This is a genomic window from Pseudonocardia bannensis (genome assembly GCF_012911875.1).
GTDB lineage: Bacteria > Actinomycetota > Actinomycetes > Mycobacteriales > Pseudonocardiaceae > Pseudonocardia > Pseudonocardia bannensis.
In genome coordinates, this window is record NZ_JAAXKZ010000138.1 from 1 (window position 1) to 15,223 (window position 15,223).

Genomic DNA, 15,223 nt, shown 5'->3' on the forward strand with positions numbered 1-15,223 from the left:
ACCTTGCCGCGGACCTCGCCCAGGGAGAGGCGGGTGCCGTCGGGGGCGGGGGCGCTGGCGGTGATCGTCACCTCGTCGCCGTCGAGCAGGTAGCTGCGTGACGAGCCGTCGGCGAGCGGCACCGGCTCGCTGCCGCCCCAGGACAGTTCGAGGAAGCACCCTCGCTGCTCGCGGCGCGCTCCCGAGACCGTGCCGGAGCCGAGCAGGTCCCCGGCCCGCAGCGGGGCGCCGTTCGACGTCAGGTGCGCGACGAGCTGGGCCGGCGTCCAGTACAGATCGGCGGCGGGCGGGGTCGACACCAGCTCCCCGTTCAGCCGGATCTCCATCGTGAGGTCCAGGCCCCGGTCGGTGGGGCCGACCAGATACGGCAGCGGCTGCGGGTCGCGCGGTGGCGGGTCCACCCAGGCCGCGGCGAGCTCGTCGAGCGGTGTCACCCACGCCGATATCGACGTCGCGAACGACTTGCCGAGCAGCGGGCCGAGCGGGCGGCTCTCCCAGGCCTGGATGTCGCGCGCCGACCAGTCGTTGAGCAGCACCACGCCGAACACGTGATCGAGCGCCTCGTCCAGCGGCACCGGCCGGCCGGGAGCGGTGTCCGAGCGTCCGAGCACGAATCCCAACTCGGCCTCCACGTCGAGGGCCCGGCTGGGTCCGGCGTCCGCGGGCCCGCGCTGCCCCGACGGCCGGATGACGGGGGTGCCGCTCACTACGACGGTGCCCGCGCGGCCGTGATACCCCACCGGCACGTGCTTCCAGTTCGGGGCCAGCGGCTCCCCGGACGGGCGGATGATCCGCCCCGCGTTGGCGGCGTGCTGCTCGCACGCGAAGAAGTCGACGTAGTCGGCCACCGTGAACGGCAGTACCGGGACCACGCCCGAGGTGGGCAGCAGGTAGCCGGTCAGCCGCTCGGGGCCGGCCAGCTGCTCGGACAGCCAGCCGACGACCTCGCGCCAGACCGGCCGGCCCGCCCCGAGCAACCCGTCGAGGTTGGGCTGGGCCAGCAGCCCGGGATGCGGGCCGCCCCGGGTCGCGGCGAGGGCGCCCACGTCGAGCACCGCATCGCCCACCGGCGCCACGATCCGGGACGGACCGGGCCGCCCGGCCCCGGCGACGACACCCAGGGCCGTTCCGATCGGGGGAGCGGCCGAGGTGCCGGCGGTTCTGTGCCTGGGGCTGCCGAGCGACATGAGCGCACCGTAGCGGCGCCCGCACGCCGGCCGCAGCCGCGCCGACGATCAACCGAGCTCGTGATCGCCGGGGCGGCCCGGCTCCCCCGCGGGCGACCGCCGATCGTCCGTGCCGAGGAGGAGCCCGGCGGTCACCGCCGGGTGACCGACTCCAGGTAGCGCGCGATCCAGCCGTCGGTGGCCCGCCTGCTCCACAGCGCGATGCCGGTCTCGTCCTCGTCGGCGTAGCGGGCGGTCCGTTCGAGGCTCTCCCGGCGCAGCTGGGTCTTGGTGGCGGCGAAGGTGTCGGCGGGCACGTCGGCCGCCAGGCCCTCGGCGATCTCGACCGCCCGCGGCAGCAGCCCGGCCGGGTCGACGACGTGGTCCACCAGGCCCATCGCGTGGGCGTCGGCGGCGGTGTGGGTCCGAGCGCCGAGGACCAGCCTGCGGTAACCGACCTCACCGACCGCGTAGCGCATGACCTCGAGCGCGATCCGCGGGAACGGCACGCCGACCTTGATCTCGGGCAGCCCGATCCGGCCCTTGCCCTCGGCCATCAGCGTGACGTCGGCGGTGGCGGCGAACACGCACCCGCCGGCGATCGCGTGCCCGTTGACCGCGGCGACGACGGGCTTGGCCAGCTCGAACGCCACCTGGAACATCTCGGCCAGCGCGGGGAAGAACCGCTTTACGTAGTCCGGGCCGCCGTCGAGGATGCGGCGCAGGTCGACCCCGGCCGAGAACGACGACCCGGTGCCGGTGAGCACGACCGCACGGGCCGGGTCGGCGACCAGCCCGCGGAGCTGTTCGGTCACGGCCTCGCACAGCTCCAGGTCCATGGCGCTCACGGGCCCGTGCGCCAGTCGCAGCACCGCGATCCGGCCGTCCGTTCCGACATCCTCACGCTCGATCATGCCGGGAACCTACTCGGACCGGCGGGCTCGTCCGCTCAGCCGGTCTCGCTCTTCGACTCCACGAAGCGGGCGACCCACCCGTCGACCTGGTGCTCGACCCACAGCCGTTGCGCGATGAGATCCTCGTCGCGGCTGTAGCGGTCGATGCGCTCGACGGTGTCCCGGTGCAGTTGGCTCTTGGTGACGTTGAAGGTGTCGGCCGGGACCTCCTCGGCCATCCGCGTCGCCTCATCGACCGCCCGGTCCAGGAGCTCGGTGGGCCCGACCACCTCGTCGATCAGCCCGTACCGGGCGGCCTCACGCGGCAGGTGCGTCTCGGCGCCGAGCATCAGCTTGGTGGCCGTCGTCTCGCCGACGGCGAACTTGAGGATCTCCAACGCGATCCGGGGCATCGGCAGGCCGACCTTGAGCGCCCGGACCCCGATCCTCCCGTCACCGTCGGCCATCAACCGCCGGTCCGCACAGCAGGCCAGCACGCAGCCTCCGGTGAAGGCGTCCCCGTTCACGGCCGCGACCACCGGCAGCGGGCAGGTGAACAGCGCCTCGAACACCCGGCTGAGCAGCGGCAGGAAGTTGTGCACGTAGTGCTGGCCACCGCCCAGGAGGCGTCCCAGGTCGACCCCGGCGGAGAACGTGTTCCCGGCGCCGGTGATCACGGCAGCCCGGGCCACCCCGCCCGGCAGCTCACGGATCTCCTTCCAGATCGCTTCCAGGAATTCGACGTCCATGGCATTGACGGGCTCCCGAGCCAGGCGGATGACGGCGACCTTGCCCCGGTCCTCGCGCTCAATCACGCACCCGTCGATACCCATTCGGGAGATGCCGAACCCGACGCACCCGGGTATCGATTCCATGAAAGGCTCCTTATGAGAGAGCCACGCCCACCGCCGAGATGTCTGGAGTCGATAGTCATGCCGCAGAAGGTCCGCGGGGTCGTCGCCCACAGCAAGGGCCAGCCGGTCTCCGTCGAGACGATCGTCATCCCGGATCCCGGGCCCGGCGAGGCCGTGGTGAAGGTGCAGGCCTGCGGGGTCTGCCACACCGACCTGCACTACCGCGAGGGCGGGATCAACGACGAGTTCCCGTTCCTGCTCGGGCACGAGGCCGCCGGCGTCGTCGAGTCGGTCGGCGAGGGCGTCACCGAGGTCGCGCCCGGTGACTACGTGATCCTGAACTGGCGCGCCGTGTGCGGTCAGTGCCGGGCCTGCAAGAAGGGCAAGCCCTGGTACTGCTTCAACACCCACAACGCCGCCCAGAAGATGACTCTGGAGGACGGCACCGAGCTGACCCCGGCGCTGGGGATCGGCGCGTTCGCGGACAAGACGCTGGTGCACGCCGGGCAGTGCACCAAGGTCGACCCGGCGGCGCGGCCGCAGGCGGCGGGCCTGCTCGGCTGCGGCGTGATGGCCGGCATCGGCGCGGCGGTCAACACCGGTCAGGTCGGCCGCGGCGACTCGATCGCCGTCATCGGCTGCGGCGGGGTCGGCGACGCGGCCATCGCCGGCGCCCACCTCGCCGGCGCCACGACGATCATCGCGGTCGACATGGACCCGAAGAAGCTGGACTGGGCCAAGGAGTTCGGGGCCACCCACACGATCAACGCCCGCGAGAGCGACGTGGTCGAGGCGATCCGGGAGCTGACCGGTGGCCACGGCGCCGACGTCGTGGTCGACGCGGTCGGGCGCCCGGAGACGTTCCGCCAGGCCTTCGACGCCCGCGACCTGGCCGGTATCGCCGTGCTGGTGGGGGTGCCGACCCCGGACATGACCATCGAGCTGCCGCTGATCGAGGTGTTCGGCCACGGCGGCGCGACCAAGTCGTCCTGGTACGGCGACTGCCTGCCCTCGCGTGACTTCCCGGCACTGATCGACCTGTACCTGCAGGGCCGGCTCCCGCTGGACAAGTTCGTGTCCGAGGAGATCGGCATCGACGCCATCGAGGAGGCGTTCCACCGGATGGAGCGCGGCGAGGTCCTGCGATCGGTGGTGGTCCTGTGACCGCCTCGAACGCGGGTCCCGTCGACCACGTCGTCACCTCGGGGACGTTCTCCCTGGACGGCGGCACCTGGGACGTCGACAACAACGTCTGGATCGTCGGTGACGAGAACGAGGTCATCGTCATCGACGCCGCACACGACGCCGAGCGGATCGCGGACGCGATCGGTGGGCGGCGGGTGGCGGCCGTGGTGTGCACCCACGCGCACGACGACCACGTGAACCAGGCCCCGCGCCTGGCCGACCGGTTCAACGCGCCGATCCTGCTCAACCCGGCCGAGGCGCCGCTGTGGGAGATGACGCACCCGAACCGGGCCCCCGACCGGGAGCTCGCCGACGGCGACGTGCTCACCGCGGGCGGGATCGAGCTGCGCGTGCTGCAGACCCCGGGGCACTCCCCCGGGTCGTCCTGCCTGTACGCGCCGGAGCTCGGCACGGTGTTCACCGGCGACACGCTGTTCAACGGTGGGCCGGGCGCAACCGGCCGGTCCTTCTCCGACTTCGACACGATCATCGAGTCGATCCGGGAGAAGCTGCTCACGCTGCCCGGCGACACTACGGTCCGCACCGGGCACGGCGACTCGACGACGATCGGTGCCGAGCTGCCGCACCTCGACGAGTGGATCGCCCGCGGGCACTGAACCGTCCCGCTGCCTCGCGCTGCCTCGTCGCCGTCACCGGGCCCTGGTGACCCCGACGAGGCAGCGGCGCGCGTCAGGAGGCGAGCACCGAGGGCGATCCCTGCAGCGGTCGCCGTGCGCTCTCCTGAAGGCCCAGCACCGGTCCGAGCGAGACGAGCGCCGCGGCGGCGATGTAGAGGCCCGGAACGGCGTTGTTGCCCGTCCGCTCCACCAGGTAGGTGAGCACCAGCGGGGTGGTGCCGCCGAACAGTGACGTCGACAGGTTGTAGCCGATCGCGAAGCCGCCGTACCGGACGCGGGTGTGGAACAGGGCGGGCAGCGTCGCCGACATCGTCCCGAGCAGCAGCACCAGCAGCAGCCCGAGGATCAGCAGGCCGAGCACGGTCAGCCGGATCGAGCCCTGGTTCATCAGCAGGAACGCCGGGTAGGACGCCACGAGGAAACCGACGCACGAGGCCAGCAACAGCGGCTTGCGGCCGACCCGGTCCGACAGCGCGCCCACCGGGACCACCAGCGCCATGACCACGACCACGACCACGACCACGACCATCATGCCGAGCACGGCGAGCAGCGCGGTCGTGGGCTCCAGACCGAGCGTCGCCTCCAGGTAGGCAGGCATGTAGAACAGGATCGTGTAGTCGGCCACGTTGTAGAACAGGACCAGGCCGATGATCGTCAGGATCGGGCGCCAACCCGGGTCAGCAGCTCCCGCATCGGGGCGTCGGGCACGTCCTGCTCCTGCTGGAGCATCCGGAACGCCGGGGTGTCCTCCAGCTTCGAACGCAGCCGGAGCCCGATCAGCCCGAGCGGGCCGGCGACGAGGAACGGCACCCGCCAGCCCCACGACTCCATGTCCTGCGGCGGCAGGGTCAGCTGCAGCGTCGTGACCAGTCCGGCCGCCAGCACGAAGCCGCCCAGGGTGCCGGTTTCCAGGAAGCTGCAGTAGAAGCCGCGCCTGCGGTCCGGGGCGTACTCGGCGATGAAGGCCGCGGCTCCGCCGTACTCGCCACCGGTGGCGAAGCCCTGCACGAGCCGGGCGGTCAGCAGCAGGATCGGGGCCAGCACGCCGACCTGGGCGTAGGTCGGCAGCAGCCCGATCGCGAACGTGGCCGCCGACATCATCACGATCGTCAGCGCGAGCACCCGCCTGCGCCCGATCCGGTCGACCAGCGGGCCGAGCACCAGCCCGCCGAGCGGGCGGACGAGGTACGCCACCGCGAAGATCGCGAAGGTCGCGAGCAGGCCACTGCCGTCCTCCCCGCCGGGGAAGAACTGCCGGGCGATGATGACGGCGACGAAGCTGTAGACGCCGTAGTCGAACCACTCGACCGGGTTGCCCATGGCGGCCGCCCCGACGGCCCGGCGCACCGTCCGGGCATCGATCACGACGGGCTGTAGTTCGTGTGACGAGGGTATCCGCCGGGGCCCCCCGCAGTGCCCCGTCCACACCACGGCCACATCGCGCCGGACGGTGTCCGCCGGCTTCGCGGGGCTCGGATCAGCGGCGGCGGGCCCGGGCGAACGGGGCCGCCAGCACGAGCAGGACGGCCGCGGCGCCGAACGCCGCCCGGAAGCCGAAGGGCTCCGCGATGGCACCCAGCCCGACCGCACCGGCCCCGGTGCCCGCGTCGTAGGCGATGTTCCACACCGCGCTCGCGGTGCCGTAGCGGGCCGGGCCGCCCGCGTTGAACAGCGCCACCAGCGAGTCGTTCTGCACCAGCCCGAAACCGATCCCGACGACCAGCGCCCCGGCCACCATCGCGACCGCCGCCGCCGCACCGGCCGAACCCGCGCCGAGCAACTCGGCCAGCATCCCGGCACCGGCCAGCAGCATCCCGGGGACGAGCAGCCGCCCGGCCATCCCCCGGTGGTCCACCAGTTCCCCGGCCACCAACCGGCCGGCCAGCGCGCCGGCGGCGGTGACGAACAGGGCGAGCGGCACCACCCGTCCGGGTTCCGCGGCGACGAGCGGCAGGAACGTGATCAGCCCGCCCTGCGCGATCGAGCAGGTCAGCATGGCCAGGACCGGGCCGAGCGCGACGCGGCGCAACGGTGCCTCCTCGGACACCGCGACACCCGGCGGCGCGGGAGCCGCTCCGTCCGTCCGCGGCGGCACCCGGATCAGCGGGACCAGCAGCAGCCCCAACAGCGGCGACGCCGCGGCGAGGAAGACCACCGTGAAGCCGAACCGCTCCACGACCGCGACGCCGGCCGACAGCAGGACGAGCTGCGGGACCCCGACCGCCAGCCCGTAGCGGGCCGAGGCCCGGCCGTGCTCCGCGGGCGGGACCAGCTCCGCGATGAGCGCGCTGCCCGCCACCGTCAGCAGGCCGAACCCCACGCCGCGCACGGCCGACACGGCGAGCACCGGCGCCAGGTCCGCCGAGAGCGCCAGCAGCGGCGCCGGTGCGCCGAGCAGCGCCATCCCCGCTCCGAGGACGAACCGGTGCCCGCAACGGACGAGCAGCCACGGCACACCGAACTGGGTCAGAACCGTGGTCAGCATCAGCACACCGGTACTGGCCCCGGCGCCGAACGCGCCGGACCCGCCGCGGGCCACCCACAGCGGCACGACCGGCAGCAGCAGGGCGTACCCGCCGAACCCCAGCAGCGTCGCGCCGAGCATCAGCCGGAACGACGACCTCGCCCCGAGGCTCACGCCCCGGGCCGCCACACCCGGTTCTCGGTCACCACCGCGGTGACGAGATCGGCGGGGGTGACGTCGAAGGCCGGGTTCCAGGCCGAGGTGCCGGGCGGGGTGAAACGCACGCCCCCGACGACGAGGACCTCCTCGGCCGCCCGCTCCTCGATCTCGATCGCCGCACCGTCGGGTGTCGCGGGGTCCAGCGTGGATTCCGGTGCCGCCACCACGAACGGGATGCCGGCCCGGGCGGCGGCCAGGGCCAGCGGGTAGGTGCCGATCTTGTTGGCGACGTCGCCGTTGGCCGCGACCCGGTCGGCGCCGACGACGACGGCGTCCACCAGCCCGCGCGCGATGATCGACGGGCCGGCGCCGTCCACGACCACGCGGTGCGGGACGCCCATCTCGGCCAGCTCGACCGCGGTGATGCGCGAACCCTGCAGCAGCGGCCGGGTCTCGTCGGCGACGACGTACCGGACCCGGCCCTCGCCGTGCAGCGAGCGCACCACGCCCAGCGCCGTCCCCCAGTCGACACACGCGAGCGCGCCGGCGTTGCAGTGGGTGTGCAGCCGCAGCGGGCCGGGCCCGCACAGTTCACCGAGCAGGTCGGCCCCGCGGCGGCCGATCGCGTGGCAGGCGGCGACGTCCTCGGCCAGCACGTCGAGCGCCGCCGCGAGCACGGCGTCCGGCCCGCGGTCGGCGGCGGCGAGCGCCCGCTGCACCCCGTAGCCGAGGTTGACCGCGGTCGGCCGGGCCTCGGCGAGCTTCACCGCTGCGGCGGCGAGCTCCGTGCCGTCCAGCGTCCGCGCGGCCAGCGCCACCCCGAGCGCGCCGGCCGCGCCCAGCGCCGGGGCGCCGCGCACGACCAGGCGGCGGATGGCGTCGACGAGCTCCTCGACGGTCCCCACCGCGACCACGCGCAGGGCCGGGAGGACGGTCTGGTCGACGAGCTCGATACGGCCATCCACCCAGGCGATCGTCGGCGGCAGCACGGCCTCAGCCTAGGCCGCCCCGCGCCGCTCTCAGATTGAGACACCGAACTGCGGCGCGGGACCTTACAGTGATCCGGGTTAGCAGAGACTCATTCGGAAGTTAGAGGGCCCTAATGTCCGATGTGCGCTCGGCATCCTGCTGCGGGCTGACCTACACCTCGGCGGTGGAGGACGCGCTGCGCACGATCTTCGTACGGTCCGGACGGGGGGAACCGGTGAGCACCTCCACACTCGCCCAGGCCCTGGGGGTCACCCCACCGACCGCGTCGGTGATGCTCAAACGGCTCGCCGCGCACGGTCTCGTCGACCGTTCCGAGGGCCACCGCGCGACGCTCACCCGGCACGGCGCCGAACACGCCCGGACCATCGTCCGCAGGCACCGGCTGCTGGAGACGTTCCTCGCCGAGGTGCTCGGGCTGCCCTGGGACGAGGTGCACGCCGAGGCCGACCTGCTCGAGCACGCGGTGTCCGACCGGCTGCTGGACCGGATCGACGAGATCCTGGGCCGTCCGGAGCGCGACCCGCACGGGGACCCGATCCCGATGCCCGGTGGCGGGCACGAGGAGTACTGGGGCACCCGGCTCGACACCGCACCCGTCGGCTGCCGGTTCCTGGTCGAGCGCGTCTACGACCACGACGACGCCGCCCTGCGCCATCTCGCCGGGCTCGGCATCCGGCCCGGGATCACCCTGGAGGTGCAGGAGCGCCAGCCCTTCGGCGGCCCGCTCTGGGTCCGCCTCCACGGCCGGTCGCACGCCCTGGGGGAGCCCCTGACCAGCCTGGTGCACGGCCGGGAGGCCCGGTGATGACGGCGGGAACGCTGCGCGTCGTTCTCGCCGCCCTCGCCGCGCTGCTCGCGCTGGCCGGCTGCACAGCCGGCCCGCCCACGGCCGCCGCCGCACCGATCGGAGAGCGGGCCGTGCGGGTCACCACGACCACCAACTTCATCACCGACACCGTCCGCCGCATCGGCGGTGACCGGGTGGAGGTGACCGGCCTGATGGGGCCCGGCGTCGACCCGCACCTGTACCGGGCGAGCGCCCAGGACGTCCGCGCACTGCGCGAGGCCGACATCGTCTTCTACGGCGGGCTCGGGCTCGAGGGCAAGATGGCCGACCTGCTCGCCGACCTCGCACAGCATCAGACCACCACGGCCGTCACCGACGGCATCCCCCGCGAGGCGCTGCTCCCCGCTCCCGGCGGCGCCCCCGGTCAGTACGACCCGCACATCTGGTTCGACGTCACGCTCTGGGAACAGGTCAGTGCCACGATCGCCGCGACCCTGAGCGAGCGCGACCCGCAGCATGCTGCGACCTACCGGCAGAACCTGGACGCCTACCGCAGCGAACTGCGCGCGCTCGACACCGAGGTCCGCACCCGGATCGCGGCGATCCCACCCGCGCACCGGCTGCTCGTCACCTCGCACGACGCGTTCGCCTACTTCGGGCGGCGCTACGGCATCGAGGTCGCCGCCATCCAGGGCATCTCGACCGCCGCCGAGGCCACCACAGCCGACGTCGAACGCGTCGCCGACCTGCTCGCGAGCCGCGCCGTGCCGGCCGTGTTCGTGGAGACCAGCGTCCCGCGGCAGACCATTGACGCGCTGCTCGCCGCGGCCGCTCGACGCGGCCAGCAGGCCCGCGTCGGCGGCGAACTGTTCACCGACGCCGCTGGGGCCCCGGACACACCCGAGGGCAGCTACATCGGGATGCTGCGGGCCAACGCCGGACGCATCGCCGACTCGTTGAGTGCCACCACCGTCACGCAGGGGGGCTGACCGGGATGCTGATGCCGAGCCGCAGGGACCGGGCGACCGCGCCGACGACCACGGCGCCGGACGACACCGCGGCACTCGAGGTGCGGTCGCTGACCGTGTCCTACCGCGCCGCGCCCGTGCTCTGGGAGGTCGACGCCCGCTTCCCCACCGGCGCCCTCAGCGCGATCGTCGGCCCGAACGGCGCGGGCAAGTCGACCCTGCTGAAGGCCGCCCTGGGCCTCGTCCCCGCCGACGCCGGCCGGGTGCTGGTGGCCGGCGACGACGGCGCGTCGGCGCGGGACCGGGTGGCCTACGTCCCGCAGCGCGAGTCGGTGGACTGGGACTTCCCGATCACCGTCCGCGAGGTGGTCGAGATGGGCCGCTACCGCTCCGTCGGCTGGTTCCGCAGGGTCGGCCGGCACGACCGGCGGATCGCCGGCGAATGCCTGGACCGGGTCGGGATGGCCGCGTTCGGGCGCCGCCAGATCGGGCAGCTCTCCGGCGGCCAGCGCCAGCGGGTGTTCCTCGCCCGCGCGCTGGCCCAGCAGGCCCCGGTGCTGCTGATGGACGAGCCGTTCGCCGGCATCGACGCCCGGACCCAGGCCGACCTGCTCGGGCTGCTCGGTGAACTCCGCGACGCCGGCGGCTCGGTGATCGTCGTGCACCACGACATCGCGCAGGTCCGGGCCGCGTTCGACTGGACGCTGCTGCTCAACGTGCGCGCGCTGGGCTGCGGGCCGACCGCCGAGGTGCTCACCGGGGACGCGGTGCGCGCCGCCTACGGCGCCGGCGCCGAACCGGCCGACGAGGTCGTGGCGTGGACCGGCTGAGCAGCCTGCTCGGCCTGCCCTACACCGATACGGTCGTGGTGGTCGGCGCGATCGTGCTCGGCGTGACCAGCGGGGTGCTCGGCGCGTTCGCGGTGCTGCGCAGGCGCAGCCTGGTCGGCGACGCGATCGCGCACTCGACGCTGCCGGGGGTGTGCGTCGCGTTCCTCGTGGCCGGGGTCAAGGACGTGCCCGGGCTGCTGCTCGGCGCGGCCGTCGCCGGGCTCGTGGCCGCCCTGCTCATGGTCGGGATCGAGCGCGCCGGGCGGATCCGCCCGGACGCGGCGATCGGCGTCGTGCTCTCGGGCTTCTTCTCCCTCGGCGTCGTGCTGCTGACCCACATCGCGAGCACCGACGACGCCGACCAGGCCGGCCTCGAGCGGTACCTGTTCGGCCAGGCGGCCGGGCTGCTGGAGCGCGACGTCGCGGTGATGGCCGCGCTGGGCGCCGCCGCCCTGCTGGTGGTGGGTGTCGGCAGGCGGGCGCTGACGACGACGCTGTTCGACCCGGCCTACGCGGGCTCCATCGGGCTGCCGGTGCGCGCCCTGGAGGCGCTCATGACCGGGCTGCTGGTGGTCGCCGTGGTGATCGGCGTCCGCCTCGTGGGGGCCATCCTGATGGTCGCGATGCTGGTCATCCCCACCGTGACCGCCCGCCAGCTCGTCGACCGGTTCACCCGGGTGCTGCCACTCGCCGGGGTCGTCGGCGCGGCCGTCGGTGCGACCGGCGCCCTGGTCGCGACCCGCGCCGAGCTGCCGACCGGCCCGGTGGTCGTCCTGGCCGGGTTCGCGGTCGCGGTGGTGGCGCTCCTGCTCGCGCCGGGCCGGGGCGTGGCCTGGCAGGCCGGCCGGTTGGCCGCCCGCCGTCGCCGGGTCTGCGAGGACGCCCTGCTGTCCGACCCGGGCGCCCCGGACCGCGGCCGCCGCGACCGGCGGACCCGAGCGGCGCTGCGCCGCCGTGGGCTGCTCGCCCCGGACGGTGCGCTCACCGCCGCCGGCCACGCGGCCCGCAGCGACCTCGCCGAGCGGCGCGCGCTGTGGTCGGCCTGGCTGGCGCACGGCGCGTCGGTGACGCTGCCGGACGCCCGCGAACCGGATCCCGCCGACCTGCGCGGCAGCCTCGGCGACGACGCCGTGTCCCAGCTGAAGGCCCTCGCGGGCGGCGACAGCGGGTCCGGCGACCATGGCCGCGCACGGGCGCCGGAGGCACGATGAACGACGACCTGGTCATCGTCGTCGTCGCCGGGCTGGTCGCGACGGCCTGCGGGCTGCTCGGCCCGTTCCTGGTGCTGCGCCGGATCGCGCTGCTGTCGGACGCGGTGAGCCACGCCGTGCTGCCGGGGATCGTGGCCGTCTGGCTGGTCGGGCAGACCCGGGCCCCGCTGCCGGTGATCGCCGGTGCGGCGGCGTTCGCGGTGCTGTGCGTGCTGGCGATCGACGCGCTGCGGGCGAGCGGACTGGTCGCCTCGGACGCGGCGATCGCGCTGGTGTTCCCCGCGCTGTTCTCCCTGGGCGTGCTCGGCGTGACCCACTTCGCCGACGGCATCCACCTCGACCTCGACTCCACCATCTACGGAGAGATCGCGTTCACGCCGTTCGACACGGTCACGCTCGGCGGCGTCGAGGTCGCCCGGGCCGCCGTCGTGCTCGCGGTGGTGGTGCTGGCCAATCTCGCCCTGATCGCGCTGCTGTGGAAGGAGCTCAAGGCCACCACGTTCGACCCGGAGTTCTCCGCGACGGTCCGGCTGCGCCCGCGGTTGCTGTCACGGCTGCTGCTCGTCGCGGTGGCCGTCACGGCGGTGGCCGCCTTCGAGGCCGTCGGCGCGATCCTCGTGGTGACGATGCTGATCGTGCCGGCGGCGACCGCGTACCTGCTCACCGACCGGCTGGTGGTGATGGTCGGCCTGACGGTCGGGATCGGCTGGATCGGCGCCGTCGCGGGCCACCGGATCGCGCTCGGGCTGGACAGCTCGATCGCCGGCGCGATGGGCCTGGTCTGCGCCGCCTGCTTCGTGCTCGCCCTGGTCGGCTCGCCACGGTACGGGCCGGCGGCGCGGGCCATGCGGCACCGCACGCGGGCGGTGGACACCGCGGGAGCCGGGCCGCGGCCCGGCTAGCCTGCAGGTCATGCTCCGGGCCCGCCTGTCGGTGACGTACCCGGACGGTGACTTCCCGGCCAACCCGGCCAACCCCTACCCGGGTGCCGTCCCGCCCACGTCGTTCGTGCACGTCGACGGTGCCGGCCGGGCGCTGCAACCCGATCCGGCCGCGCTCGCCGGCTGGCGCGTCGACGGGACCGACCTCGACGACTGGCTGGCGTCACGGGCGGCGGCCCCGCTCGCCGCGCGGGTGCCGGTCCTCACCTACGGCTCCAACCGCAACCCGTCGAAGATCTCCTGGTTGCGCCGGAACCTGGGCCTCGCCGGTCCCGTCGTGGTGCTGTGGGCCCGTACCGAGGACCTGGCCGCGGTGTGGGCGTACGGGTTGCGCGTCCGGGACGATCAGCGGCCCGCGGTCCTCGCCACCGCGCCGGGCGCCGCCGAGGACCACGCCGTCTGGCTGGCCACGCCGGAGCAGGTGGCGATGCTCGACATCTGTGAGGGTCGCGGTGGGCGCTACCGGCTGGCCCGGCTGCGCAGCGGGATCGTGCGGACCGAGGACGGCGCCCGCGTCGAGAACCCGTGGTGCTACCTCGGCAACACCACGATCCGCCGCCCGCTTCTGGTCGACGGCGGCACCGTCCGCTGCGCCGCCACCACCCAGGCGGACGCCCGCACCCTCGACGGCCGGCCCGCGGACGGCGATGGACTGGACGCGGTGACGGTGCACGGCGCCCCGCACCCGGACGGCTGGCCCGCGGCGGTGTTCGTCTACGGGCTGCTGCAGCCCGGCCAGCCGTCCTGGCACCTGGTCGCGCCGCACATCGCCGGGCCCCCGCGCCGCGCGGTCGCGAGCGGCACCGTGTTCGACACCCGGCGCGGCTACCCGGCCCTGCGCCCGGGCGCCGGTCACGGGGCGCCGGGGTGGGTGGTGCCGGTCCGCGATCCGGCCGCGCTGCTGCCCGCGCTGGACGCCTACGAGGGCCCCGAATACCGGCGTATCCGAATTACCGTGACCGATGGCACGGTGTGCTGGGCCTATGCCTGGTCATCCCCGTTGCACGGCCTCGTTCCACTGCCCTCGGGCTGGCCGGCCTAGGCCGTCCGCCCTGCATCGATCCCTCTTCCGAGCTAGCGTGGCGGCCCACGTGGAGTCGGGGACGAGGGAACATGTCGACAGAACAGAGCATCGTGCAGCAGGCGGTCGATGAACCTGACGAACGCACGGTGCGCCGCGCGGTCGCCGGCGCGGCCATGGGTAATGCGATCGAGTGGTTCGACTACGCCATCTACGGCTACCTGGCCGCCACGATCGGCGCCAACTTCTTCCCGGACGCGAGCCCCGCTGCCCAGACGATGTTGGTCTTCGCCGGCGTCGCGATCCCGTTCGTGCTGCGCCCGCTCGGCGGGATCGTCCTCGGGCCCCTCGGTGACAAGTTCGGCCGCCGCCGGGTGCTCGCCACGACGATCGTGCTGATGTCGGTCGCCACGTTCTGCATCGGGCTCATCCCGAGCTACACCACGATCGGCGTCGCCGCCCCGCTCCTGCTGCTGGCCGCCCGGCTGGTGCAGGGCTTCTCGACCGGCGGCGAGTACGGCGGCGCGGCCACGTTCATCGCCGAGTACGCGCCGGACTCCCGGCGCGGGTTCTTCGGCAGCTTCCTGGAGTTCGGCACGCTCGCCGGCACCGTGCTCGGCGCGACGCTGGCCACCGCGGTGCAACTGGGCCTCTCCGAGGAGGCGCTGAACAGCTGGGGCTGGCGCATCCCGTTCCTCGTCGCCGGCCCGCTCGGCCTGATCGGCTTCTACCTGCGGAACAAGCTGGAGGACACCCCCGCGTTCCGGCACGCCGAGGAGGCCGGGGCGACGTCGAGCGCGCCGTTCAAGGAGGTCGTCCGGAACGTCTGGCCGCAGATCCTCAACCTGATCGGCTTCGTGATCCTGCTCAACGTCGCGGTGTACACGCTGCTGACCTACATGCCGACGTACCTGACCCAGGTGCTGGAGATCAGCGAGACCGAGTCGCTGCTCGTTCTGATCGGCGTGATGGTCGGCATGCTGATCGTGATCACCCCGGCCTCGGGGTAGTCCGGGACGTCCCGGACCAGTCCCGCCACCCGGATCAACGAACCGTCGGCCTCATCGGTCCCGGTCTGTACGGACGGTGCGCTCACCGGTTCCTCTTCCCTGTGGG

General features: G+C 73.8%; 14 protein-coding genes and 1 pseudogene. 9 read left to right on the forward strand and 6 right to left on the reverse strand.

Annotated features, from left to right (window positions below):
- From HF519_RS25575 to HF519_RS25585, 3 genes are all read right to left on the reverse strand, one after another.
- The coding region (locus HF519_RS25575; protein WP_169415553.1) for a fumarylacetoacetate hydrolase family protein at positions 1-1,187 on the reverse strand (1,187 nt) is incomplete at its 3' end.
- Positions 1,188-1,318: 131 nt separating this feature from the next.
- The gene (locus HF519_RS25580) at positions 1,319-2,080 is read right to left on the reverse strand and encodes an enoyl-CoA hydratase/isomerase family protein (protein WP_169415554.1); all 762 of its coding nucleotides are present in this window, start codon (positions 2,078-2,080) and stop codon (positions 1,319-1,321) included.
- A 35-nt stretch (positions 2,081-2,115) separates the two neighbouring features.
- Positions 2,116-2,934 carry an enoyl-CoA hydratase/isomerase family protein gene (locus tag HF519_RS25585; protein ID WP_169415555.1) on the reverse strand — a complete coding sequence of 273 codons (819 nt, stop codon included), beginning with the start codon at positions 2,932-2,934 and terminating at the stop codon, positions 2,116-2,118.
- Between the two features lie 57 nt (positions 2,935-2,991).
- On the opposite strand from HF519_RS25585, the gene HF519_RS25590 reads away from it, so the two are divergent.
- Together HF519_RS25590 and HF519_RS25595 are read left to right on the forward strand one after the other, a co-directional pair.
- Positions 2,992-4,077 carry an S-(hydroxymethyl)mycothiol dehydrogenase gene (locus tag HF519_RS25590; protein ID WP_169415556.1) on the forward strand — a complete coding sequence of 362 codons (1,086 nt, stop codon included), beginning with the start codon at positions 2,992-2,994 and terminating at the stop codon, positions 4,075-4,077.
- The gene (locus tag HF519_RS25595; protein ID WP_169415557.1) at positions 4,074-4,715 is read left to right on the forward strand and encodes an MBL fold metallo-hydrolase; all 642 of its coding nucleotides are present in this window, start codon (positions 4,074-4,076) and stop codon (positions 4,713-4,715) included. Before HF519_RS25590 ends, HF519_RS25595 begins: the two co-directional genes overlap by 4 nt.
- A gap of 166 nt (positions 4,716-4,881) precedes the next feature.
- On the opposite strand, the pseudogene HF519_RS33380 reads toward HF519_RS25595, so the two are convergent.
- From HF519_RS33380 to mtnA, 3 genes and pseudogenes are all read right to left on the reverse strand, one after another.
- Positions 4,882-6,056 (reverse strand): annotated as a pseudogene (locus HF519_RS33380) (MFS transporter); the annotation flags it as partial.
- Between the two features lie 157 nt (positions 6,057-6,213).
- Positions 6,214-7,389 carry an MFS transporter gene (locus HF519_RS25605; RefSeq protein WP_312860344.1) on the reverse strand — a complete coding sequence of 392 codons (1,176 nt, stop codon included), beginning with the start codon at positions 7,387-7,389 and terminating at the stop codon, positions 6,214-6,216.
- The gene (gene mtnA, locus HF519_RS25610; protein WP_169415564.1) at positions 7,371-8,345 is read right to left on the reverse strand and encodes an S-methyl-5-thioribose-1-phosphate isomerase; all 975 of its coding nucleotides are present in this window, start codon (positions 8,343-8,345) and stop codon (positions 7,371-7,373) included. Before mtnA ends, HF519_RS25605 begins: the two co-directional genes overlap by 19 nt.
- A gap of 116 nt (positions 8,346-8,461) precedes the next feature.
- Here mtnA and HF519_RS25615 point away from each other — a divergent pair, with 116 nt between their 5' ends.
- The 7 genes from HF519_RS25615 (at position 8,462) to HF519_RS25645 (ending at position 15,117) form a co-directional block, all read left to right on the forward strand.
- Positions 8,462-9,154: a metal-dependent transcriptional regulator gene (locus HF519_RS25615; protein WP_169415558.1), complete on the forward strand. Its 693-nt coding sequence runs from the start codon at positions 8,462-8,464 to the stop codon at positions 9,152-9,154.
- Positions 9,154-10,125, forward strand: a complete 972-nt coding sequence (locus HF519_RS25620) for a metal ABC transporter solute-binding protein, Zn/Mn family (protein WP_169415559.1) — start codon at positions 9,154-9,156, stop codon at positions 10,123-10,125. Before HF519_RS25615 ends, HF519_RS25620 begins: the two co-directional genes overlap by 1 nt.
- Before the next feature lie 11 nt (positions 10,126-10,136).
- Positions 10,137-10,934 carry a metal ABC transporter ATP-binding protein gene (locus HF519_RS25625; RefSeq protein ID WP_211170571.1) on the forward strand — a complete coding sequence of 266 codons (798 nt, stop codon included), beginning with the start codon at positions 10,137-10,139 and terminating at the stop codon, positions 10,932-10,934.
- The gene (locus HF519_RS25630) at positions 10,922-12,145 is read left to right on the forward strand and encodes an iron chelate uptake ABC transporter family permease subunit (RefSeq protein ID WP_169415561.1); all 1,224 of its coding nucleotides are present in this window, start codon (positions 10,922-10,924) and stop codon (positions 12,143-12,145) included. Before HF519_RS25625 ends, HF519_RS25630 begins: the two co-directional genes overlap by 13 nt.
- Entirely contained in the window at positions 12,142-13,047 is a 906-nt protein-coding gene (locus HF519_RS25635; RefSeq protein WP_169415562.1) for a metal ABC transporter permease, read from the forward strand. Before HF519_RS25630 ends, HF519_RS25635 begins: the two co-directional genes overlap by 4 nt.
- A gap of 10 nt (positions 13,048-13,057) precedes the next feature.
- Complete coding sequence (locus HF519_RS25640) at positions 13,058-14,128, forward strand: gamma-glutamylcyclotransferase family protein (RefSeq protein ID WP_169415563.1); 1,071 nt, start codon at positions 13,058-13,060, stop codon at positions 14,126-14,128.
- 71 nt (positions 14,129-14,199) lie between these two features.
- Positions 14,200-15,117 (forward strand): MFS transporter, encoded by a 918-nt coding sequence (locus tag HF519_RS25645; protein ID WP_211170572.1) that lies wholly within the window; start codon positions 14,200-14,202, stop codon positions 15,115-15,117.
- The last annotated feature ends 106 nt before the right edge of the window (positions 15,118-15,223 follow it).

Excerpts from the sequence above, each read along its gene's own strand:
- HF519_RS25580 (WP_169415554.1), bottom strand. The coding sequence starts at position 2,080 with ATGATCGAGCGTGAGGATGTCGGAACGGACGGCCGGATCGCGGTGCTG.
- HF519_RS25585 (WP_169415555.1), bottom strand. The coding sequence starts at position 2,934 with ATGGAATCGATACCCGGGTGCGTCGGGTTCGGCATCTCCCGAATGGGT.
- HF519_RS25590 (WP_169415556.1), top strand. The coding sequence starts at position 2,992 with ATGCCGCAGAAGGTCCGCGGGGTCGTCGCCCACAGCAAGGGCCAGCCG.
- HF519_RS25615 (WP_169415558.1), top strand. The coding sequence starts at position 8,462 with ATGTCCGATGTGCGCTCGGCATCCTGCTGCGGGCTGACCTACACCTCG.
- HF519_RS25620 (WP_169415559.1), top strand. The coding sequence starts at position 9,154 with ATGACGGCGGGAACGCTGCGCGTCGTTCTCGCCGCCCTCGCCGCGCTG.
- HF519_RS25625 (WP_211170571.1), top strand. The coding sequence starts at position 10,137 with ATGCCGAGCCGCAGGGACCGGGCGACCGCGCCGACGACCACGGCGCCG.
- HF519_RS25635 (WP_169415562.1), top strand. The coding sequence starts at position 12,142 with ATGAACGACGACCTGGTCATCGTCGTCGTCGCCGGGCTGGTCGCGACG.
- HF519_RS25640 (WP_169415563.1), top strand. The coding sequence starts at position 13,058 with ATGCTCCGGGCCCGCCTGTCGGTGACGTACCCGGACGGTGACTTCCCG.
- HF519_RS25645 (WP_211170572.1), top strand. The coding sequence starts at position 14,200 with ATGTCGACAGAACAGAGCATCGTGCAGCAGGCGGTCGATGAACCTGAC.